General features: G+C 46.0%; 16 protein-coding genes. 8 read left to right on the forward strand and 8 right to left on the reverse strand.

The genetic code is table 11. From position 1 onward, the window contains the following. The first annotated feature begins 2 nt into the window (after nucleotides 1–2). Together AACU28_RS08980 and metF are read left to right on the forward strand one after the other, a co-directional pair. Nucleotides 3–2,414 (forward strand): bifunctional aspartate kinase/homoserine dehydrogenase II, encoded by a 2,412-nt coding sequence (locus AACU28_RS08980; protein ID WP_017080191.1) that lies wholly within the window; start codon nucleotides 3–5, stop codon nucleotides 2,412–2,414. A 275-nt stretch (nucleotides 2,415–2,689) separates the two neighbouring features. Beyond that, nucleotides 2,690–3,589, forward strand: coding sequence for a methylenetetrahydrofolate reductase (gene metF, locus AACU28_RS08985; protein WP_004729683.1), 900 nt, complete (start codon nucleotides 2,690–2,692; stop codon nucleotides 3,587–3,589). 115 nt (nucleotides 3,590–3,704) lie between these two features. On the opposite strand, the gene AACU28_RS08990 is transcribed toward metF, so the two are convergent. The 3 genes from AACU28_RS08990 to argE form a co-directional block, all read right to left on the reverse strand. After that, nucleotides 3,705–4,244 carry a PadR family transcriptional regulator gene (locus AACU28_RS08990; protein WP_004729682.1) on the reverse strand — a complete coding sequence of 180 codons (540 nt, stop codon included), beginning with the start codon at nucleotides 4,242–4,244 and terminating at the stop codon, nucleotides 3,705–3,707. A gap of 373 nt (nucleotides 4,245–4,617) precedes the next feature. Next, nucleotides 4,618–7,254, reverse strand: a complete 2,637-nt coding sequence (gene ppc, locus AACU28_RS08995; protein WP_017077604.1) for a phosphoenolpyruvate carboxylase — start codon at nucleotides 7,252–7,254, stop codon at nucleotides 4,618–4,620. A gap of 251 nt (nucleotides 7,255–7,505) precedes the next feature. After that, nucleotides 7,506–8,642, reverse strand: coding sequence for an acetylornithine deacetylase (gene argE / locus AACU28_RS09000; RefSeq protein WP_004729680.1), 1,137 nt, complete (start codon nucleotides 8,640–8,642; stop codon nucleotides 7,506–7,508). A gap of 153 nt (nucleotides 8,643–8,795) precedes the next feature. On the opposite strand from argE, the gene argC reads away from it, so the two are divergent. The 4 genes from argC (at nucleotide 8,796) to argH (ending at nucleotide 14,149) form a co-directional block, all read left to right on the forward strand. Next, on the forward strand, nucleotides 8,796–9,800 hold the full coding sequence (gene argC, locus AACU28_RS09005; protein WP_017077605.1) for an N-acetyl-gamma-glutamyl-phosphate reductase: 1,005 nt from the start codon (nucleotides 8,796–8,798) through the stop codon (nucleotides 9,798–9,800). Between the two features lie 12 nt (nucleotides 9,801–9,812). Further along, nucleotides 9,813–10,601, forward strand: coding sequence for an acetylglutamate kinase (argB, locus tag AACU28_RS09010; protein WP_121602821.1), 789 nt, complete (start codon nucleotides 9,813–9,815; stop codon nucleotides 10,599–10,601). A gap of 113 nt (nucleotides 10,602–10,714) precedes the next feature. Next, on the forward strand, nucleotides 10,715–11,926 hold the full coding sequence (locus tag AACU28_RS09015) for an argininosuccinate synthase (RefSeq protein ID WP_009848894.1): 1,212 nt from the start codon (nucleotides 10,715–10,717) through the stop codon (nucleotides 11,924–11,926). Between the two features lie 348 nt (nucleotides 11,927–12,274). Beyond that, the gene (gene argH / locus AACU28_RS09020; protein ID WP_004729676.1) at nucleotides 12,275–14,149 is read left to right on the forward strand and encodes an argininosuccinate lyase; all 1,875 of its coding nucleotides are present in this window, start codon (nucleotides 12,275–12,277) and stop codon (nucleotides 14,147–14,149) included. A 261-nt stretch (nucleotides 14,150–14,410) separates the two neighbouring features. On the opposite strand, the gene AACU28_RS09025 is transcribed toward argH, so the two are convergent. Then, a complete protein-coding gene (locus AACU28_RS09025; RefSeq protein ID WP_026012359.1) occupies nucleotides 14,411–14,659 on the reverse strand; it encodes a DUF3624 domain-containing protein in 249 nt (82 codons plus the stop codon). Nucleotides 14,660–14,746: 87 nt separating this feature from the next. Here AACU28_RS09025 and AACU28_RS09030 point away from each other — a divergent pair, with 87 nt between their 5' ends. Next, entirely contained in the window at nucleotides 14,747–15,094 is a 348-nt protein-coding gene (locus AACU28_RS09030) for a RidA family protein (protein WP_004729674.1), read from the forward strand. A gap of 272 nt (nucleotides 15,095–15,366) precedes the next feature. On the opposite strand, the gene AACU28_RS09035 is transcribed toward AACU28_RS09030, so the two are convergent. From AACU28_RS09035 to AACU28_RS09045, 3 genes are all read right to left on the reverse strand, one after another. Next, entirely contained in the window at nucleotides 15,367–16,833 is a 1,467-nt protein-coding gene (locus AACU28_RS09035; protein ID WP_017088972.1) for a dihydrolipoyl dehydrogenase, read from the reverse strand. Between the two features lie 325 nt (nucleotides 16,834–17,158). Then, a complete protein-coding gene (locus tag AACU28_RS09040) occupies nucleotides 17,159–17,887 on the reverse strand; it encodes a glutathione peroxidase (protein WP_004729672.1) in 729 nt (242 codons plus the stop codon). A 43-nt stretch (nucleotides 17,888–17,930) separates the two neighbouring features. Further along, nucleotides 17,931–18,110 carry a hypothetical protein gene (locus AACU28_RS09045; protein WP_017080197.1) on the reverse strand — a complete coding sequence of 60 codons (180 nt, stop codon included), beginning with the start codon at nucleotides 18,108–18,110 and terminating at the stop codon, nucleotides 17,931–17,933. Between AACU28_RS09045 and oxyR the strand changes: the two genes are divergently transcribed. Then, complete coding sequence (gene oxyR, locus AACU28_RS09050) at nucleotides 18,109–19,002, forward strand: DNA-binding transcriptional regulator OxyR (RefSeq protein ID WP_017080198.1); 894 nt, start codon at nucleotides 18,109–18,111, stop codon at nucleotides 19,000–19,002. The two genes, AACU28_RS09045 and oxyR, sit on opposite strands and share 2 nt — an antisense overlap. A 112-nt stretch (nucleotides 19,003–19,114) precedes the next feature. Here oxyR and AACU28_RS09055 read toward each other — a convergent pair whose 3' ends face one another. Continuing rightward, on the reverse strand, nucleotides 19,115–21,676 hold the full coding sequence (locus AACU28_RS09055) for a penicillin-binding protein 1A (protein ID WP_019350879.1): 2,562 nt from the start codon (nucleotides 21,674–21,676) through the stop codon (nucleotides 19,115–19,117). Nucleotides 21,677–21,791 lie beyond the last annotated feature (115 nt).

Below are 21,791 nucleotides of genomic sequence, written 5' to 3' on the forward strand. Positions count from 1 at the left end.
TAATGGCAACCTTTCGCCAGCTACATAAATTTGGTGGCAGCAGTTTAGCGAACCCTGAGTGTTACCAACGCGTGGTCAACATTCTTAGAGAATATTCATCAGCGACGGATTTGGTGGTGGTATCGGCCGCAGGCAAAACAACCAACCGCTTAATTGAGTTTGTCGAAGCGCTCGACAAAGATGGTCGTATTGCTCATGAATGCCTGCAAACCCTTCGTCAGTTTCAACTTGAACTGATTGAGGCTCTGCTTGAAGGTGAAGCCGCCTCGCAACTAACGGCAACCATTCAACAAGAATTTACCGCTTTGGGTGAGCTAACGGCTCCCTTGAGTGAAGCACAAAAAGCACAAGTACTGGGTCATGGTGAGGTTTGGTCTTCACGTTTGCTGGCGACCTTGTTGTGCCAGCATGACTTACAAGCAGTTGCTCAAGATGCGCGTGCCTTTTTACGTGCAGAAGCGGGTGCTCAACCTGAAGTTGACCGCGCACGCTCTTATCCTCTGATTAAAGAAGCCTTGGCGCAGCATGCACATTGCCGCGTGGTAATTACTGGCTTTATGGCTCAGAACTGCGAAGGCGAAACGGTACTGCTTGGTCGTAACGGTTCGGATTACTCAGCAACCGTGATTGGTGCTCTGGCTGAAGTTGAACGCGTGACAATCTGGAGTGATGTGGCGGGCGTATACAGCGCAGACCCTCGTTTGGTTTCGGATGCGTGTTTACTGCCTCTGCTTCGTCTTGATGAAGCGAGTGAGTTAGCTCGTCTTGCGGCTCCAGTGCTTCATAGCCGAACGCTACAGCCTGTCGCTCAAAGTGCTATGGACTTAAGCTTACGCTGCAGCTATCAGCCGGAGGCGGGCTCTACACAGATAGAGCGAGTATTGGCATCGGGGCGTGGTGCAAAAATCATTACTTCTTTGGATGAAGTGCTTATCGTGCAACTGACTTTTGGTCACGGCCATGATTTCGACCGTCTGGAGAGTGAAGTCCTTGAAGGGCTTAAGCGTGCTCAATTAGAGCCGCTTGCTTATGAATTAGAACCCGATCAACACTGCTTGCGCCTTGCTTACACGGAAGAGATCGCTGGTGGTGCATTAGAATATCTACAAGACCACGCGATTGAAGCTGAGATTAAACTGAAAGAAGGTTTTTCTCTGATTGCTGCAGTGGGTGCGGGTGTGACTAAGAACCCGAACCATTGCTACGGTTTCTACCAGCAGCTCAAGAGCTCGCCAGTTGAGTTTATCTCAGAAGCAAACTCAGGCTTAAGCTTGGTGGCTGTGATTCGTAAGAGTGAAACATCAAGTCTAGTGAAAGGCATTCACTCTCAGCTGTTCCAAGCGCAGAAGCGTGTTGCGATTGCCTTGTGTGGTAAGGGTAACATTGGTTCAAGCTGGTTAAGCCTGTTTGCTGAGCAAAAAGCGGAACTTGAAAAGCGTCGTGGAATGAACTTTGAATTGGTTGCGGTGGTTGATAGCCAAACCTATTGGTTCGACGATCAAGGCATTGATGCGACTTCAGTTGGTAAACGTTTTGATGATGAAGCGATTGCCAACAATGGTAACGACTGGCTAGAGCGTTTAGGTTCTATTCAGGGTTACGATGAAGCAGTAGTACTCGATGTAACTGCAAGCCCTGTGCTTGCTGCAAAATACCTACAAATTGCACAACAAGGTATCCACCTGATCTCGGCTAACAAGGTGGCAGGATCTGCATCGAGCGAGTATTACCATCAGGTACAAGATGCTTTCGCTAAGATCAGCCGCCACTGGCTGTACAACGCGACAGTGGGTGCTGGTTTACCTATCAACCACACTGTGCGAGACCTGCGTGAGAGCGGTGACGATATCATTGCGCTGTCTGGTATTTTCTCTGGCACTTTATCTTGGTTGTTTCAACAGTTTGATGGCACGGTGCCATTCAGCGAGCTGGTTGACTTAGCGTGGCAACAAGGCCTGACGGAACCGGACCCGCGTGCTGACCTTGATGGTTCAGACGTCATGCGTAAGCTGGTGATTCTGGCGCGTGAATCGGGTTTGGATATTGAACCTGAAAACGTCAAAGTCGAATCGTTAGTACCTGCAGAGTTGCAAGAGCTATCGGTGGATGATTTCTTTGATAAGGCTTCTGTGCTGAGCGAAGAGTTAGCTGAGCGTTTGGAAAAAGCGCACTCTCAACAGAAAGTTCTACGTTACGTAGCGCGTTTGGAGAAGAACGGTAAGGCAACCGTAGGCGTTGAAGCACTGTCTAAAGAGCATGCTCTGGCGAACCTGTTGCCTTGCGATAATATCTTTGCGATTGAGAGCAAATGGTACAAAGATAATCCATTGGTGATCCGTGGCCCAGGTGCAGGGCGTGAAGTCACTGCTGGTGCAATTCAATCTGACTTAAACAGAATGTCTAGCCTGTTTTGACTTTCAGATCGGTTGGTTTAGTGTCTAAATAGCATACTATTCACTAAGATAAATAAGGCTGAAAGCACGATGTGTTTGTCAGCCTTTTTTCTACATTATTTCTGCTTTGCGACCCATCTAACGACTTGAGTTTTATTCACGATCTACTTGAGAAAAATTCATAATGGATCTGTTGACATTAAATCGTATTCAATACATTCTACAGACATATAGACGTCTAAACGTCGTTTAAGGATTTGAGTTTTAGTGGTTGCTTTTGCCACAGGGAGAGTAAGATGGGATACACACACGCTAGTCATATCGACGCTTTAAATCAGAATATCGCTGAGCTTTCTGACAACATCAATGTGTCATTTGAGTTTTTTCCACCAAGCAGTGAGAAGATGGAAGAGACCTTGTGGAACTCTGTTCACCGTCTTAAAACACTTCAACCAAAATTTGTATCGGTAACTTACGGTGCAAACTCGGGTGAACGTGACCGTACCCACTCAATCATTAAAGAAATTAAGAACCAAACGGGTCTAGTGGCAGCACCACACCTCACATGTATTGATGCGAGCCGCGAAGAGTTGATTCAAATTGCCGACGACTACTGGGCAAATGGTATTGAAAGCATTGTTGCGTTGCGTGGTGACATCCCAGCAGGCGGCGGTGCGCCAGAGATGTACGCATCTGATCTAGTCGAGCTACTTAAATCTCGCCACGATTTTGATATCTCAGTAGCGGCATTCCCTGAGGTTCACCCTGAAGCAAAAAGCGCTCAATCTGACCTAATTAACCTAAAGCGTAAAGTGGATGCCGGTGCTAACCGTGCCATCACTCAGTTCTTCTTCGATGTAGAAAGCTACCTACGTTTTCGTGACCGTTGTGTGGCGGCTGGTGTTGATGTTGAGATTGTTCCGGGCATCTTACCTGTTTCTAACTTCAAACAAGCGTCTCGTTTCGCTGCGATGAATAACGTAAAAGTACCGGGCTGGATGGCGAAGCAATTCGAAGGCTTGGATGATGATCCAACGACTCGCCAGTTAGTCGGTGCGAGCCAAGCGATCGATATGGTTCGTACGCTGAGCCGTGAAGGTGTGAAAGACTTCCACTTCTACACGCTAAACCGTGCAGAAATGACCTACGCACTTTGCCATACTCTAGGTGTTCGCCCACAAGTTGCTGCGCTGTAATTAAGCTTCAGCCTTGTTAAAGCGCTATTTGCTGTAAATCTCAAATCCGATAGATACAAAAAAGGCTTGGACTCTAAGAGTTCAAGCCTTTTGCTTTTCTAGCGTCTAACTTAACTTAAGCAAGAGCACCAAGTTCAAGCAGTACTTCGTCCGCCCAAACAATCCATGCTTCACGGATAAGTAGGTTACGACGAAGCGTTAAACGCTCTAGGCGTGCTTGCTTGTCTAGTGTAGATGGCGTTGCGTAGTAAGCCGCTTCGATTTCTTTGTAGTGAGAAACCAGTTTGCGAGACTCTTCAACTAGCTCAGCAAGTTGTACACGGTAAGCGTCAGCAGGTTGTACAGCACAAGCCATTAGCTTAGCTGAGAACTCGTCACGAACGGTTGGGTGTGCAGTTGGCTGTTCAAACCATTCACCTAGCGCGCCACGGCCAGCGTCAGTGATAGAGTAAACTTTACGATCAGGTTTGCCTTCTTGAGGCTCAAGCACGCAAGTTACCTGGTCGTTCTGAGCCATTTTATTTAGCTCGCGGTAAACTTGTTGGTGGCTAGCTTTCCAGAAGTAACCAATGCTTGAGGAGAATTCTTTTGTGATATCGTAACCAGTAGCATCGCGTGTACTTAAAACGGTTAGAATTACGTGTGGTAATGACATGTCTGAAATCCAAATGGTAAACAGTAAACAAATACTTAGACAACAAGTGTGCTTCTAGTGGCACGTTATATTGGTTATGTCTAAGTAGCACCAACTCGGCGGTTGGTTATGTCACCTTACAAAGCCGTTTATCACCTAGGTTGACCAGTTTATAGGTCAAGTTGCTGCAGATTATTTTTTTGGAGTGTTTCCGCAGCGGAGCAGTAGTATATCTAAATAATAAGCATAAAGTAGAATACATGGACAAAATAACCCAAAAAACTGACAAAATACTTACTAGTGGTTATCTGGTGAAATAAAAAGGCCGCACATGGCGACCTTTTGTTCTTTTTTTAGATGTAAATGCTGATCAGGTTATAGTAGGAATCACTAATTAACCAGTATTTCGCATACCTGCTGCAATACCTGCAATCGTCACCATTAGTGCTTCTTCTAGCTCTGCTGGTGGTGTTTCACACTTACGAGTACGGTAAAGCAGTTCCGCTTGAAGCATGTTTAGTGGCTCAACGTAGATGTTGCGAAGGCGAATCGATTCAAGTCCCCAAGGGTCACTCTGCATCAGGTTCTCGTTGTTCTCTACATTTAGTACCGCTTTGATGTCTTTTTGCAGCTGTTCACGCAGTAACTCACCTAACGGCAGCAGTTCTTTATCAACAAGGCGTTGGTCGTAGTACTTCGCAATTTCCATGTTGCACTTCGAGTACACCATTTCCAGCATACCTAGACGAGTAGAAAAGAATGGCCATTCGCGACACATCTCTTCAAGCAGCGCTTGATGGCCTTGATCTACGGAGTATTGGATTGCTTCACCTGCACCTAACCATGCTGGAAGTACCAAACGGTTTTGGCTCCAAGAGAAGATCCATGGAATCGCACGTAGGCTTTCTACGCCACCGTTCGGGTTACGTTTTGCTGGGCGAGAACCGAGTGGCAGTTTGCCGAGCTCTAGCTCTGGTGTCGCTTGACGGAAGTAAGGTACAAATTTCTCTTCGCCACGAACCACGTTACGGTAAGCCTCACAAGAAACTTGAGAAAGCACTTCCATTAGATCGCGCCACTCTTGCTTTGGCTCAGGTGGCGGCAGAAGGTTTGCTTCTAGAATCGCACTTGCGTATAGGTTGAAACTGTTTACGGCAACATCTGGCAAGCCAAGTTTAAAGCGGATCATTTCGCCTTGCTCTGTTACACGTAAGCCGCCTTTCAAGCTCTTAGGTGGCTGAGAAAGAAGTGCAGCATGCGCTGGAGCACCACCACGACCAACCGTACCACCACGACCGTGGAATAGAGTCAGTTCAATGCCTTCTTCTTCACAAACCTTAACCAGCTTGTCCATTGCGTCGTATTGCGCCCACCCTGCAGACATTACGCCAGCATCTTTTGCTGAGTCAGAATATCCGATCATCACCATTTGGTGGTTCTGGATAAAGCCACGGTACAAATCGATGCTCATTAGCTGTTTCATTACTGCTTCTGAGTTGTTCAAGTCGTCCAGCGTTTCGAACAATGGACATACGTCCATGCGGTACGGGCAACCACATTCTTGCAGCAGCAAGTGAACAGCCAGCACATCCGATGCTGTACGAGCCATAGAAATTACGTAAGCACCAAAGGCTTCGCGAGGTTGAGCAGCAACGACCTTACAGGTGTCTAAAACCTCTTTGACTTGTTCAGATGGCTCCCAGTCGCGTGGTAGCAGTGGGCGTTTTGAGCTTAATTCATTGGTTAAGAAAGCAATCTTGTCTTGCTCGCTCCACTGGTCGTAATCGCCAATGCCTAGGTAGCGAGTCAGTTCAGATAGGACATCTGAGTGACGTGTACTTTCTTGACGAACATCGAGACGAACTAAATGCACACCGAATGCTTTTAGGCGACGTAGGGTATCAAGCAGAGAACCATCCGCGATTACGCCCATGCCACATTCGTGCAGCGATTGGTAACACGCGTAAAGTGGTGTCCAAAGTTGGTCGATGTTCTGCAGTGTTTCTTTCTTCGGTACTTCAGCATCATGCAGTTTTGCGTCAAGCACTTCTAGCGTGTTGTTCAGCAGAGTGCGTAGGCTCTTAAGGATTGCACGGTAAGCTTCGTGCTCATCGCCAGCCAATTCACGAACGGCATCATTACACTTCGTCATCGACAGTTCGGTAATCAGCTCGTTCACGTCACCTAGGTACAGATCAGCGGCTTTCCAGCGAGATAGGCGCAGTACTTCTTTGGTGATGGTGTGCGTTACGAATGGGTTACCATCGCGGTCGCCACCCATCCAAGATGAGAAGTGAACTGGGCGTGCATCGATTGGTAGGCCTTCACCAAGGTAACCTTTTAGTCGGCCATCCATATCACGTAGGAAATCAGGCACGGCTTCCCATAGAGAGTTTTCTACAACCGCAAAGCCCCACTTAGCTTCATCAAGTGGTGTCGGGCGTTGCTGACGAATCACATCAGAGTGCCAACCTTGAGCGATAAGCTGCTCTAGGCGACGTTCTGTTTTCACGCGCTCTTTGTGTGATAGGTCGCTTAATTCCAATTTAGACAGACACTCGTTGATCTTAACCAGCTTGTTGATCATGGTTCGACGAGTGATTTCTGTTGGGTGAGCGGTCAAAACGAGTTCAATGTTCAGGTCGCGAACGGCTTGAGCCGCGTCTAGCTTGCTGATGTCATTTTGATTTAGTTTAGAAAATAGAGATTGCAGCACGTCTGGTTCGCAAACATGCTCCTCACAGTGGCGAGAGATGGTGTGGTATTGCTCTGCCATGTTGGTGAGGTTGAGAAATTGGTTAAATGCACGAGCAACAGGAGTGAGTTGTTCGTTCGGCAGGTTTTTGATTTCTTCAACTAGGCTGTCACGGTCAGCTTTGTTGCCTGCGCGGGCGGATTTGGAAAGTTTACGGATAGTCTCCACTTTCTCTAAGATAACGTCACCATGTGCATCTTGGATTGTGTTACCTAGCAAGCGTCCCAGCATGCTTACGTTACTCTTGAGAGCGGCGTATTTCTCGTTCATTGTCATCCTGCCTCGTAAAAAAATTACATCCATTGTTCCTTGTTAAGTACACAATCTAGCGAAAAGTGCTGTATCTAGTCAAATAAAGCATTCTAAGTTTGCAATTATTAGGTTTAAAAATGCGGGAGAAGTAAATTTTTCAAAACTTAGAGAAAAAGTGAAATTTAATTACAAGATCAGGCTGTGTCAGGGATAACAGAATAAAAGCCACCTTTTTGGGTGGCTTATATACGAAAATATTGGAAGGGAAGTAATAACTAGAAACAATATTTACGGATCGATTTACTCAGAACATCAATTGTTGGGTCAATAAAATCGAAGCTTAAGAACTCATCCGGTTGGTGAGCTTGGTCAATTGAGCCTGGACCTAACACCAAGGTTGGACATAACTCTTGAAGGAAAGGTGCTTCAGTACAGTAGTTCACGGTTTGCGATTCAATTTCACAAACTGATTCCATGCCACCAATAAATGGATGGTCGTGCTGGCACTCATAACCCGGGATTGGCTCATGCAGGGGAGTAATCTCAATTCTGCCCGGCCATTTTGCTTCTACTTCTTTAAGCGCGCTACGCAGCATGTTATCCAAGCCATCTAAGCTAATGCCCGGTAAAGGACGAACATCATAGTGCAGCTCACAACACCCACAGATACGGTTGGCGCTGTCGCCACCGTGGATATGACCAAGGTTTAGGGTCGGGCTTGGAATTGCAAAACCCGGGTGGTGGTACTCCTTGACTAACTTGTCACGCAGCTGCATTAAAGCAAACAGCACTTCATGCATGATCTCGATGGCGTTGACGCCTAATGCCGGATCAGAAGAGTGGCCTGACTTACCCGTTACTCGCACAGCATTAGCGACATGGCCTTTATGACCACGAATCGGCACGAGGCTGGTTGGCTCACCAATGATGCAGTAGTCCGGTTTAAATGGCGCATTCTCAGTGAAATGACGTGCACCCAACATAGTGGTTTCTTCGTCACAGGTTGCTAATACATAGAGCGGCTTGGTCTGTTTGCTCCAATCCATCTTCTTCGCGGCTTCATAAACGAAAGCGAAAAAGCCTTTCATATCGGCGGTGCCTAATCCGTAGAAGCGGTTGTTGTGTTCTGTTAGTGCGTGAGGATCGAAATTCCAACGTCCTTCATCGAATGGCACCGTATCGCTGTGTCCTGCAAGCAATAAGCCGCCTTCTCCAGAACCCATCTTTGCGACCATATTATGCTTGCCGGGTTCGACCTCTACCACCTCAACACTAAAGCCTACGTCTTTAAACCATTGAGCCATTTTTTCGATCACTTTCTCGTTGCCATGATCCCAGCTTGGATCGGTGGAGCTAATGGAGTCGGTGGAAATTAGGCCTTTATAGACCTCAAGAAAACTCGGTAATTGCATAATAACTTCACTTCTACTATTGACAGGAAAACCATAAGTCGGTAAAACACATATTAAATCATATTTAATGCATAAGAAATCAAATAAAGCTAAAAATTAAGTATGAATAGTCAAATTTGAAATGTAACTTACCTCAAGAATGGATGTGTTGAGATGTTGAAAACCACGATCATTGGCGCAAGCGGCTACACAGGAGCAGAACTGGCTCTAATGATAAACAGACACCCTGAGCTCACGCTATCAGGTTTATATGTCTCAGCCAATAGTGTAGACGCGGGCAAACCTATCGCGGCACTGCACGGTAAGTTAGCTGGCCTGATTGATATGCCAGTGCAACCTTTAACAAATCCGGAAGAAGTGGCTAAACAGTCTGATGTGATTTTCTTAGCCACTGCACACGAGGTAAGTCACGACCTAGCGCCAATCTTCCTTGAGAACGATTGCCAAGTGTTCGACCTATCGGGTGCATTCAGAGTTAAAGGCGAAAACTTCTATCAAGAGTTTTACGGTTTTGAACATCAACACGAACAATGGCTAGACAAAGCGGCTTACGGTTTAGCTGAATGGAACGAACAAGAAATCAAAGAGGCTCAACTTGTCGCCGTCGCGGGTTGTTACCCAACGGCATCACAGCTGGCGATTAAGCCTTTGGTTGAAGCGAAGCTACTGGATGAGAATCAATGGCCGGTGATTAACGCGACCAGTGGTGTCACTGGAGCAGGCCGCAAGGCGAGTATGGTCAACAGCTTCTGCGAAGTAAGCCTGCAAGCTTATGGTGTATTCAACCACCGTCATCAACCTGAAATGGCTGCACATCTAGGATGTGATGTGATTTTCACCCCGCACCTAGGCAACTTTAAGCGTGGCATTTTAGCGACCATTACCATGAAACTGGCTGACGGTGTGACAGAACAACAGATACAAGAGGCCTTCGAGCAAGCTTATCAAGGTAAACCAGCTGTGAGATTACTCGAAGAGACATTACCAAGAATTCAAGATGTAGAACAAACACCTTTCTGCGATTTAGGCTGGAAGGTACAAGGTCAGCACATCATCGTTGTTTCAGCGATTGATAACTTATTAAAGGGTGCATCTAGTCAAGCGATGCAGTGTTTAAATTTACGTTATGGTTTTGCACCATTAACTGCGTTAGTGTAAGGAAATCTAGATATGAGCCTTAATAATCAACCATTAATCATGAAGTTAGGTGGCGCTGCGCTATCTTGTGGTGAAACACTTAGCAAGTTATTTGGTGCGATTTCAGCTTACCAACAGCAGGCACAGCGACCAATCGTGATTGTTCACGGCGGTGGTTACCTTGTTGATGATTTGATGAATAAGTTGAACCTTGAAACCGTTAAGAAAGAAGGGCTACGTGTTACTCCTTATGATCAGATTCCTTTGATCGCTGGTGCGCTAGCGGGCACGGCCAACAAATTGCTTCAAGGTCAGGCGATTAAAGACGGCATCAATGCCGTTGGTTTGAGCCTAGCAGATGGTGGTCTATGTAAAGTCAGCGAACTAAACCCTGAATTGGGTGCAGTAGGTAAAGCTGAGCCGGGCGACTCAACCGTCCTGCAAGCGATTCTTAATGCTGGTGCACTGCCAATCATTAGCTCGATTGGTTTGACTGAGCAAGGCCAACTGATGAACGTTAATGCAGACCAAGCTGCAGTTGCTGTAGCTGGCGCGCTTGATGCTGAACTGGTACTGCTTTCTGATGTCAGTGGTGTGTTAGATGGTAAAGGCCACCTGATTCCAAGCCTTAATCAGCAACAAGCCGATGACCTTATTAAAGGTAAAGTGATTACCGATGGCATGATCGTGAAAGTACAAGCTGCACTAGAAGCGGCTAATGACCTAGGACGACCAATTGAAGTTGCAACCTGGCGATACCCAGACAAGCTGACACAACTTTTTGCAGGTAAGAGCATAGGAACACAGTTTTTACCTCAGTAGACCTCACTACGAGTTACTACTAAAGAATTTAGATAAACAGATTAAACATATAATTATTAAAGTGATTTCCAACGCTGACCGCCATGTGCAGTATGGAAACTAGGAGAAAGAAAATGAGCAAAGTTAACGTAAAGAAAGTTGTAGTAGCCTACTCTGGCGGTCTAGACACATCAGTAATCATCCCATGGTTGAAAGAGAACTATGACTGCGAAGTTATCGCATTTGTTGCTGATGTAGGCCAAGGCGATGAAGAGCTGATTGGAATCGAAGAGAAAGCAAAAGCTTCTGGTGCGTCTGAGTGTTACATCGCTGACCTTAAAGAAGAGATGGTGGCAGATTACATCTACCCAACGCTTAAAACAGGTGCTTACTACGAAGGTAAATACTTGTTAGGTACTTCAATGGCTCGTCCAATCATTGCGAAAGCTCAGGTTGAAGTTGCACGTAAAGTAGGTGCAGACGCTCTATGTCACGGTTGTACAGGTAAGGGTAATGACCAAGTTCGTTTTGAAGGTGCATTTGCTGCACTAGCACCAGACCTACACGTAATTGCACCTTGGCGTGAATGGGATCTAGTAAGTCGTGAAGAGTGTCTAGATTACCTCGCAGAGCGTAACATCCCTTGTACGGCTTCTCTTACCAAGATTTACTCGCGTGATGCAAACGCATGGCATATCTCTACAGAAGGTGGTGTTCTAGAAAACACATGGAACGCACCTGATGAAGATTGCTGGGCTTGGACTGTAGACCCAGAGCAAGCGCCAAACGAATCTGAAACAGTGACGCTTAAAGTTGAAAAAGGCGAAGTGGTTGCGGTTGATGGCGAAACAATGACGCCATACAACGCTCTGGTTTACCTAAACGAGAAGGGTGCTAAACACGGTGTTGGTCGTATCGATATCGTAGAGAACCGTCTTGTTGGTATGAAGTCTCGTGGTTGTTACGAAACTCCAGGTGGCACAATCATGATGGAAGCACTACGTGCAGTAGAGCAACTGGTTCTTGATAAAGCAGCATTTGAATTCCGTGAAGAGTTGGGTGTTAAAGCTTCTCACCTTGTATACGATGGCCGTTGGTTCACTCCGCTATGTAAGTCAATTCTTGCAGCAACAGATGAGCTAGCACAAGACGTGAATGGTGAAGTGGTTATCAAACTTTACAAAGGCCATGCAACGGTGACTCAGAAGCGTTCTGACAACAGCCTGTACTCAGAAGAGTTTGCAACCTTTGGCGAAGATGAAGTTTACGACCAAAGCCACGCTGAAGGTTTCATCCGTCTTTACTCGCTATCAAGCCGTATCCGTGCTCTGAATAGCCAAAAGTAATCCGAACAATGAGTTAGTGAGCTAGCCTTTAGCGAAAGGTTGAAGGCCAGTAAACAGACATTATTATGCAAAGCCCATTTACTATTGATTAGTGAGTGGGCTTTTTGCTTTCTGTTTGTTTAATAAATCAGCTTCGGTTTTTACTGTCGAATGGCATATAATTCGCGCTCCACGCTGAAAATAATCAATGGAATGAACTTCTGGTGAATAAATATGTGAAAATAATGAATTAATACTTTATTTTCATTTTGAATTGCCGTAAGTTTAAACCATCAGAAAAATACTGAATCTTAATCAGAATTATCATTTGCAAAAAACAGTGAGCACTGTGCAATTAGGAGATACACAATGGCATTATGGGGCGGTAGATTTACCCAAGCAGCAGACACCCGGTTCAAAGATTTTAACGATTCTCTTCGTTTTGATTACCGATTGGCTGAGCAAGACATTGTGGGCTCTATTGCCTGGTCAAAGGCTCTACAATCGGTCAATGTTCTAACAGAAGAAGAACAGCAAAGACTAGAGCTTGCACTGAACGAGCTAAAACTCGAGGTGATGGAAGATCCTGAACAGATCTTACGTTCTGATGCAGAAGATATTCACAGCTGGGTTGAGCAGCAACTTATCGGCAAAGTCGGTGATTTGGGCAAAAAACTGCATACTGGCCGTTCTCGTAATGACCAAGTAGCGACCGACCTTAAACTATGGTGTCGTCAACAAGGCAACCAACTGCTACTCGCGCTTGACCGTCTGCAAAGCCAAATGGTGAATGTTGCTTCTCAGCATCAAGAAACCGTGCTTCCTGGCTACACTCACTTGCAACGTGCTCAGCCGGTAACTTTTGCTCACTGGTGCTTGGCTTACGTTGAAATGCTTGAGCGTGATTACTCGCGTTTGAATGATGCGATTAAGCGTCTAGATACATGTCCGCTGGGTTCTGGTGCCCTTGCAGGAACTGCTTACCCGATGGACCGTGAAGAGTTAGCTCACAACTTAGGTTTCCGTCGTGCAACGCGCAACTCTCTAGATTCAGTTTCTGACCGTGATCATGTGATGGAGCTGATGTCGATCGCTTCTATTTCAATGCTTCACCTTTCACGTCTTGCAGAAGATATGATTTTCTACAACTCAGGTGAATCGAACTTCATCGAGTTAGCGGATACCGTGACGTCAGGTTCATCTCTGATGCCACAGAAGAAAAACCCGGATGCGCTCGAACTTATCCGTGGCAAAACTGGCCGTGTTTATGGTTCATTAGCCGCAATGATGATGACAGTGAAAGCCCTGCCTTTGGCGTACAACAAAGATATGCAAGAAGATAAAGAAGGTCTGTTCGACGCTTTAGACACTTGGAATGATTGTATGGAAATGGCTGCTCTTTGTTTTGACGGCATTAAAGTGAACGGCGAACGTACACTTGAAGCAGCGAAACAAGGCTACGCGAACTCAACTGAATTGGCTGATTACCTAGTAGCTAAAGGCATTCCTTTCCGTGAAGCTCACCATATTGTTGGTGTGACGGTAGTGGCGGCGATTGCTAAAGGCTGTGCATTAGAAGAGTTAACCATCGCAGAGATGAAAGAGTTCTCTGAGGTAATTGAAGAGGATGTGTATGACATCCTGACCATTGAATCGTGTCTTGAAAAACGTAGCGCGCTAGGCGGTGTATCACCACAGCAAGTGGCTTACGCGGTTGACCAAGCTGAGAAGCGTTTATCACAGCGTGACACTTCCATCGTGAAGGTTCGTCCTGCTCGTCTGACGGATATTGAAGCGTTGGAAGGCATGGTGGCCTACTGGGCGAACATGGGTGAAAACCTACCTCGTTCTCGTAATGAACTGGTGCGTGATATTGGCTCGTTTGCTGTTGCAGAACATCATGGTGAGGTGACCGGTTGTGCCTCACTCTATGTGTATGATTCTGGTTTAGCGGAAATTCGCTCGCTCGGTGTTGAGGCTGGGTGGCAAGGTCAAGGGCAGGGTACCGCGATTGTGCAGCACTTGGTTGATAAAGCACGACAAATGGCCATTAAGAAGGTGTTTGTGCTGACTCGTACTCCAGAGTTCTTTATGAAGCATGACTTCTTACCGACATCAAAATCTCTGCTGCCAGAGAAGGTGCTGAAAGATTGTGATCAGTGCCCTCGTCAACACGCGTGTGATGAAGTGGCCTTGGAAGTGAACTTGGTAGAGCAGATCATCGCTAAGGTTAATGTTGCATAAAGCATTGATTTTATAGTCCCTAAAAAAAAGATCAAAAAATTGATCTTTTTTGGGAACAAATTAAGAAAAGTCCGGTCTATTAAAGTACCACTGCTTTTTCTTAGAATTTTCTAAGAAAGCCCTAGAATCGATTGGTTCTGGGGCTTTTTTCTATCTGCTGTTTGGGAAATGATGATGGCTTGCTAAGTCAGGTCATTTTATTGGGTATCTAGCCTTTATCGCTTATCTAGTCTTTATCACTTATTTAGCAAAGTCTCTCTGTTAGCGCTTTTTGTTCCTTAAAGGCAGCACGACAAATTTCATTATCCCATGTAACGACAGCAAGCCACTGAATGCGAAAGCGGCCATCATCAAAGCGATGGCATTGATGGTTTTTGGGTCTTCTTTGAAAAACAACCACCATGCTCCCCAACTTAAAATCGACAACACCATCAGCTGATTCATGCAGCGCTGGCAGCGGCCGAGTTTGTTACGGATTTTTTCACTTTTATTGCAATGAATGCATGTCATCTTGGGTTTGATTCGCGTTATGCTTGTTGCCTTGATAATAACACGTCACAAGATATTGGATCACGGTGACACAGAGAGAGAAAGTCGATGATTGAGCGCCAAGAAACCAAACAACGCATGAGCCGTATTGTTAAACACAACGGCACTATCTACCTATGTGGCCAAGTGTGTGCTGATGCAACAAAAGACATCACTGAGCAAACACAAACGATGCTGGATAAAGTGGAAGCCCTACTTGAGCAAGCGGGTAGCGACAAAGAACATATGCTGTCAGCAACGATTTACTTGAAAGACATGAAAGATTTCCAAGAAATGAATGCAGTTTGGGATGCATGGGTTCCAGAAGGTCACGCTCCAGCTCGCGCATGTGTGACTGGCGACATGGCTCGTGAAGCACTACTTGTTGAGATCTCTGTGATTGCTGCTGAGAAGTAATAGCTAAGCCTTTAGCGACAAGCAATGGCTTCAAGAGATTCCAGATACCTCGTCCCTCGGTTCTGGAATGACGGTTAAGTTTTGGTTTAACTGATGCGTCACTTTGGTCTGCTTCAGCTTAGGTGGGTTTTGAAAATCACCGTCATTCCCGAAAGCGACGAAGGAGCGTAATCAGGAATCTATAATTTGCTCGTGGCCAAAAACAAAAAGGAAAGCCAATGGCTTTCCTTTTTAGTATCTAGCGTTTGCTCATTGCTAACGATAGCCTGAGATTAACAACCAGGGCCACAATCTAGACAGTGTTTCACCATCTCTGGACCAAGGTGCAGTTTCGCATTCAGGTCACGTAGCGCTGTTCGTACACCTTCTTCAATTACTGGGTGGTAAAATGGCATATCCAACATTTCAGAAACCGTCATCTTTTTCTGGTGTGCCCATGCGAGTAAGTGAGCCAAATGTTCTGCGTTTGGTCCCATCATCTCAGCACCAAGGAAACGGCCTGTACCTTGCTCGCCGTAAACGTGCAGAATACCTTTGTTGCGTAGCATCACTCGTGAACGACCTTGGTTCTCGAAAGACACTTCACCTGTTGCGAAACAACCACATGTGCCTAAGCGGGTTATGATCTCTTTGTATGTTTCACCCACCATCGCGATTTGTGGGTCAGAGAATACCGCAGAGATTTTAGAGCGGCGTAAGCCTGCGCGAATCTCAGGGAAGCGACCTGCATTATCACCCGCAATACGTGCTTGGTCAGCTGCTTCATGTAGCAGAGGCAGTTGGTTACTTGCGTCACCAGCAATAAAGACTGATGGTAGCGATGTTTGTAGCGTGTAGTGGTCGGCGATTGGCACACCACGTTCATCAAGCTCTAGAGAGGTATTCTCTAGGCCAAGCTTATCAGTGTTAGGACGACGGCCTGTTGCTGCCAGCACATACTCAACGATGTTAGTTTCTAGTTCACCTTGCTTATTGATGAACTGGATTTCGACGCGATCTTCACCTGATTCTGTGGTAATGCGCTTCATGCTTTCAATTTTCACATCAGCATCAAGGTAGAACTCTTCATTGAAGGCTTTATCTGCATACGCCATGATCTCTGGGTCGGTTACTGGACCCACTTGACCACCCAAACCGAACAGTTTGGTCTTCACACCTAAGCGATGCAGTGACTGACCAAGCTCTAGGCCAATAACGCCTGGGCCAAATACCGCAACCGACTCTGGTAAATCATCCCAGCTGAACACGTCATCGTTAATGATTAGGCGGTCACCAAGTTCATTCCAAACTGCAGGGTATGCAGGGCGAGAGCCGGTCGCGATAACAATACGCTTAGCGGTGACAACCGTGTGGTCATCGATTTGTAGCGTGTTGTCGTCTAAGAACTTTGCGTAGCCAGAGATCTTGTCTTGCTCTGGGATTTCATCAACACCTTCTAAAACAAAACCAACAAAACGGTCACGTTCAAATTTCACTCGGTCCATCACTTCACGGCCGTTAATCACGATATCACCTTGTGGGTGAACGCCAAAAGCCGGAGCTTTCTCGATGTGATGTACACTTTCTGCAGCTGCAATAAGCAGTTTAGATGGCATACAACCAACACGAGCACAGGTTGTACCGTAAGGGCCGCCTTCAATCATCACGACACTGTCAGTGTGTGCTTTTGCAGCGCGGTAAGAACCTAGACCTGCCGTACCGCCCCCGATAACTGCTACATCTACATTGACTTGTTTCATAATAATTTTCTCGCAATGGCTAAATTTAGTGTGAACGAACCCCTCCAACTCTGGTGATTTTGTTGAGAGTCAGGATTGCGGTTCAGTTTTGTGATTCTGTTTTATTAGGTTTAGCTTGTGATTCAGCTTTTTGTTACTCACTGCTTCTTGTTACTAACTATAGGTTAGTTAAAAGTTGGCGAGTCAGAAGCTGTATCTTTTTCCAAAGCTCAGATAAGAGTGGTTTGGAATAGCTAACCCACAAGAGGGTGGGTTAGCGGGTATTACTAAGCTATTTAATTACTTAGGTTATTTAATTGCTAAGCGTTTATTAGCGACTAAGTGATTAGCCTAAGAAAGTTTCTAGTTCTTCGCTACCACCGATGTGTTTGCCACCGATGAATACTTGAGGAACGGTAGTGCGACCAGAGATTGCACGTAAGCTTACTGTTGTTGCGTCTTTACCTAGAACCACTTCTTCGTAGTTTAGACCTTTGTCGATTAGGTTCTGTTTTGCTTTCATACAGAAAGGACAGCCTGGCTTAGTGAATACTGTGATTGACTCTTGCTCTTTGTGTTCAGGAGCAAGGTAGTTAAGCATAGTATCAGCATCAGAAACCTTGAACGGGTCGCCTGGTACGTCTTCTTCGATGAACATTTTTTCTACCACGCCGTTTTTAACCAGCATGCTGTAGCGCCATGAACGTTTGCCAAAGCCGATGTCGTTTTTCTCAACTAGCATACCCATGCCGTCTGTGAAGTCGCCGTTGCCATCTGGGATGAATGTGATTTTTTCAGCTTCTTGGTCTGCTTTCCATGCGTTCATTACGAACGTATCGTTTACAGAAACACAAAGGATGTCATCAACACCGTTTTCTTTGAATACAGAGTGCAGCTCGTTGTAACGAGGTAGGTGGCTTGAAGAACATGTTGGTGTAAACGCACCTGGTAGGCTGAATACGATAACTGTCTTGTCTTTGAATAGCTCTTCCGTCGTTACGTTAACCCATGCATCACCTTGGCGAGTTGGGAATGTTACTTGAGGGATTGATTGACCTTCTTTAGATGCAAACATATTGATTTCCTTAAATAGTATTTTAATTTTGTTCTATCAGAGCTTAACGTTTTTCTTTGCTCTGTTTCGTTTCGTTGAGCCCATTATTAGATAAATCCTTTGATAGCTCTAATCGTTTGATGTTATGGTTTTGATAGGTAAATTCTATCAAGAGCATTTTTCTTTTAAATGTTTCTATTAAAACCCTTGTTCTTATTAAAACCTGAGGTAAGAGACTGAGCATGAACATTCGTGACTTTGAATACTTGGTGGCGCTCGCTGAGCACAAACATTTTCGAAAAGCAGCAGAAGCGTGCTTTGTAAGTCAGCCGACATTGAGCGGTCAAATACGCAAACTGGAAGATGAAATTGGACTTCAGTTAACCGAGCGTAGCCCAAGGAAGGTAATATTTACAGAATCAGGTTTACAACTTGTTGAGCAAGCCAAGCGCATTCTCAACGAGGTAAAGACGTTTAAAGATATGGCAAGTGGACACGGTGAAGCGATGACGGGGCCGATGCACATTGGTTTTATCCCGACCGTTGGCCCGTACATTTTGCCTAAGATCATTCCTTATCTAAAAGAGAGTTTCCCAGACCTTGAGCTTTATCTGCACGAAGCGCAGACACATCAGTTAGTGAGCCAGTTAGAAGATGGCAAGCTTGATTGCTTGGTGCTGGCTGCGGTAGATGAAACGGCGGCGTTCAAAGAGATTGATGTCTATGACGAACCATTAAGCGTTGCCGTACCGTGTGATCATGAATGGGCACAGCAGGACGCTGTCGATATGTTGCAATTAAATGGACAAACCGTGCTTGCACTGGGCGATGGTCACTGCTTACGAGACCAAGCCTTGGGCTTCTGTTTTGCTGCGGGTGCAAAAGATGATGAGCGCTTTAAAGCGACCAGCTTAGAAACGCTGCGTAACATGGTAGCGGCAGGGGCGGGCATTACCTTGTTACCTCAGTTATCGGTTCCAAAGGAAAAACAAAAAGATGGTGTGTGTTACGTGCCAGCGGTGAATCCAACACCTTCACGTCGCATTGTTGTTGCCTACCGACCGGGCTCTCCGCTAAAGGGGCGTTTTGAACAACTGGCTGAGGCTATCCGAACTCAATTGGAAAAAACGGCTTAGCACTCGAGTTTAGAGTGGAGTTCGTTCAGATGTAGATATAAAAAAAGGGTTGATATGAATTCATATCAACCCTTTTTTGTTGGTTCATCTTACTAAGTTCAACAAACCCTAGCTAGAATAGCTCTTCTACTGCTTCGCCTGATGACGTTGAGTAGATGTCATCATTGAAACGTTCAGTGATGTACTCAGTTGGCTCTGTGCCTTTCTCGAAGTACTCGAACATTGATGAGCTATCGAACTTATTAGTCAGTAAGCCAGTTTCACGGTCGATACGAACACGAACGATGTTCTCCGGAATCTCTTTACGCTCAGCAGGAACGCCCGCTAACGCCGTACCCATGAAATCAACCCATGCAGGCTCTGCCGTTTTAGCGCCCGCTTCGGCACCGGTAATCTGGCTCTTGCCAAGGTTAGAGTTCGCTTTAGTTCGACCTAGGTTACGGTTGTGGTTATCAAAACCAACCCATACCGTTGCCACCATGCCAGGGCCGTAGCCGCTGTACCATGTATCTTTCGAGTCATTGGTTGTACCGGTTTTACCGCCAATGTCACGACGCTTCAACGGCTGAGCTCGCCAACCTGTACCATTCCAACCTGTGCCAGCACTCCAGTCACCGCCGCCCCAGATGTTGCTGTACATCATTTCGCGAACAAGGAATGCGTTCTGCTCAGAGATGACTTGAGGCGCGTATTGCACTTTGGCATCCACATCTTGCTCTGCAAACTCATCGGCCATTGGGTCTGTGGCAACCTTATGATCGCAATTGTCCTTACAAACCACTTTTGGTGTCGCTTCGAATTCAGTCTCACCAAATGGCGTTTCAATGCGGCTGATGTAGAAAGGTTCAACGTAGTAGCCGCCATTAGCGAATACTGAGTAACCTTGAGCTACCTTCATTGGCGTTAAGCTACCCGCACCTAGAGCAATGGTTTCAGAGCGAGGTACTTCGTCAATATCAAAACCAAAACGAGTTAGGTAGTTACGAGTATCATCTAAGCCAACTTCACGCAGCACACGCACAGCCATTACGTTTTTAGATTGAGCTAAGCCAATACGTAAACGCGTAGGACCCACGTAGGTCGGTGGTGAGTTCTTTGGTCGCCATGCGGTACCTTGGCTCTTATCCCATTGATTGATAGGCGCATCGTTGATCAGTGATGCTAACGTTAGGCCTTTATCAATCGCCGCTGAGTAGATAAATGGTTTGATACCAGAACCCACCTGACGGATAGATTGCGTCGCACGGTTGAATTTGTTGTGAACAAAGTTAAAGCCACCCACCATCGACAATACTGCGCCGTTGTTCGGGTTCATTGCAACAAAAGCAGTGTTCGCATTGGGTACTTGGCTTAGTCGCCATTCAACAGGTGTTTCTGACTTCGCCTCTGCTGACTCTTCTGTCGGTTCTTCAGATACTTCGTCTCCTGTAATTGCTTCATGGCGAACCCAAACTTGCTCACCAACAGCAAGAATCTCTTTCGCTTGAGAAGGGGCTGGTCCTTGGCGATTATCCGTTAGGAATTTACGCGCCCAGTTCATACCTTGCCACTCGATAGTGCCTTCGCCTTGGTTCTTAACCCAAACTTGAGCGCTTTTCGAATCAACCGCGGTAACAACCGCAGGGACTAAGTCACCATAGGTTGGTTGAGACTTAAGGTGTTTAACGATTTGTTCCTGATCCCAAGCTGATTGAGCCGTCTGCCACAATACTTTTTCTGCACCACGGTAGCCGTGACGCTCATCGTAGCCAAGTAGGTTCTTAATCGCCGCTTGGTTCGCTGCTTTTTGCAGTTTCGAATCAACGGTCGTGTAAACCTTCATACCTGATGTGTAAGCGGCTTCGCCATAGCGTTCAACCATCCACGCACGTGCTACTTCAGCAACATACGGCGCGCTCAGTTCAATCTCTGCACCGTGATATTTCGATATCAATGTCTCGCTACGAGCTTCATCGAACTCTGCTTGAGTGATGTATTTCTCGTCTAACATACGACGTAATACCACGTTACGACGGTGAGTCGCGCGCTCAATCGAATAGATAGGGTTCATCGTGGACGGTGCTTTTGGCATACCCGCCAGCGTAGCAATTTCACTCAGGGTAAGCTCAGGGAGATCTTTACCGAAATAAACACGCGCTGCCGCGCCAAAACCGTACGAGCGGTGACCAAGGAAGATCTTATTTACATAAAGCTCCATGATCTCTTCTTTGCTAAGCAGTTGCTCGATATGGATCGCAATGAAGATCTCTTTGATCTTACGCATTATCTTTTTCTCATTAGATAAGAAGAAGTTACGCGCAAGCTGCTGAGTAATGGTACTCGCCCCTTGTTTGGCTGAACCCGACATTGCAACGACGAGCGCTGCACGGGTGATACCGATTGGGTCAATACCTGGGTGTTCGTAAAAACGGCTATCTTCGGTGGCAATCAGAGCTTCAACTAAGTGGCGAGGGATCTCGTCATAAGTCACTGGGTTACGACGCTTTTCGCCAAATTGAGAGATCAACTTACCGTCTTGACTGAAGACTTGCATTGGCGTTTGGAGCTTCACATCACGCAAAGTGGCAACATCAGGCAACTCTGGTTTTACGTAATAATAAAACCCAAAAATTGTACTGACTCCAAGAATCATGCAAATCAATGTAAATATGAATAATCGCTTTATGAACTTCACCGGATAATCCCTGATTAGTTAAGGCTGAGAAGCAGCAAACCCTTGTACTCTAGGCTAAAAACTTAGCTTTCGTTTATTAACGCTTATTTAACTAATAATCACAACCCCTAGATAA

The organism is Vibrio sp. SBT000027 (assembly GCF_963894355.1).
GTDB lineage: Bacteria > Pseudomonadota > Gammaproteobacteria > Enterobacterales > Vibrionaceae > Vibrio > Vibrio splendidus.

Bases quoted from the DNA above. Each gene is read 5' to 3' on its own strand.
- AACU28_RS08980 (WP_017080191.1), top strand. From the start codon at position 3: ATGGCAACCTTTCGCCAGCTACATAAATTTGGTGGCAGCAGTTTAGCG.
- metF (WP_004729683.1), top strand. From the start codon at position 2,690: ATGGGATACACACACGCTAGTCATATCGACGCTTTAAATCAGAATATC.
- AACU28_RS08990 (WP_004729682.1), bottom strand. From the start codon at position 4,244: ATGTCATTACCACACGTAATTCTAACCGTTTTAAGTACACGCGATGCT.
- ppc (WP_017077604.1), bottom strand. From the start codon at position 7,254: ATGACAATGAACGAGAAATACGCCGCTCTCAAGAGTAACGTAAGCATG.
- argE (WP_004729680.1), bottom strand. From the start codon at position 8,642: ATGCAATTACCGAGTTTTCTTGAGGTCTATAAAGGCCTAATTTCCACC.
- argC (WP_017077605.1), top strand. From the start codon at position 8,796: ATGTTGAAAACCACGATCATTGGCGCAAGCGGCTACACAGGAGCAGAA.
- argB (WP_121602821.1), top strand. From the start codon at position 9,813: ATGAGCCTTAATAATCAACCATTAATCATGAAGTTAGGTGGCGCTGCG.
- AACU28_RS09015 (WP_009848894.1), top strand. From the start codon at position 10,715: ATGAGCAAAGTTAACGTAAAGAAAGTTGTAGTAGCCTACTCTGGCGGT.
- argH (WP_004729676.1), top strand. From the start codon at position 12,275: ATGGCATTATGGGGCGGTAGATTTACCCAAGCAGCAGACACCCGGTTC.
- AACU28_RS09025 (WP_026012359.1), bottom strand. From the start codon at position 14,659: ATGACATGCATTCATTGCAATAAAAGTGAAAAAATCCGTAACAAACTC.
- AACU28_RS09030 (WP_004729674.1), top strand. From the start codon at position 14,747: ATGATTGAGCGCCAAGAAACCAAACAACGCATGAGCCGTATTGTTAAA.
- AACU28_RS09035 (WP_017088972.1), bottom strand. From the start codon at position 16,833: ATGAAACAAGTCAATGTAGATGTAGCAGTTATCGGGGGCGGTACGGCA.
- AACU28_RS09040 (WP_004729672.1), bottom strand. From the start codon at position 17,887: ATGTTTGCATCTAAAGAAGGTCAATCAATCCCTCAAGTAACATTCCCA.
- oxyR (WP_017080198.1), top strand. From the start codon at position 18,109: ATGAACATTCGTGACTTTGAATACTTGGTGGCGCTCGCTGAGCACAAA.
- AACU28_RS09045 (WP_017080197.1), bottom strand. From the start codon at position 18,110: ATGCTCAGTCTCTTACCTCAGGTTTTAATAAGAACAAGGGTTTTAATA.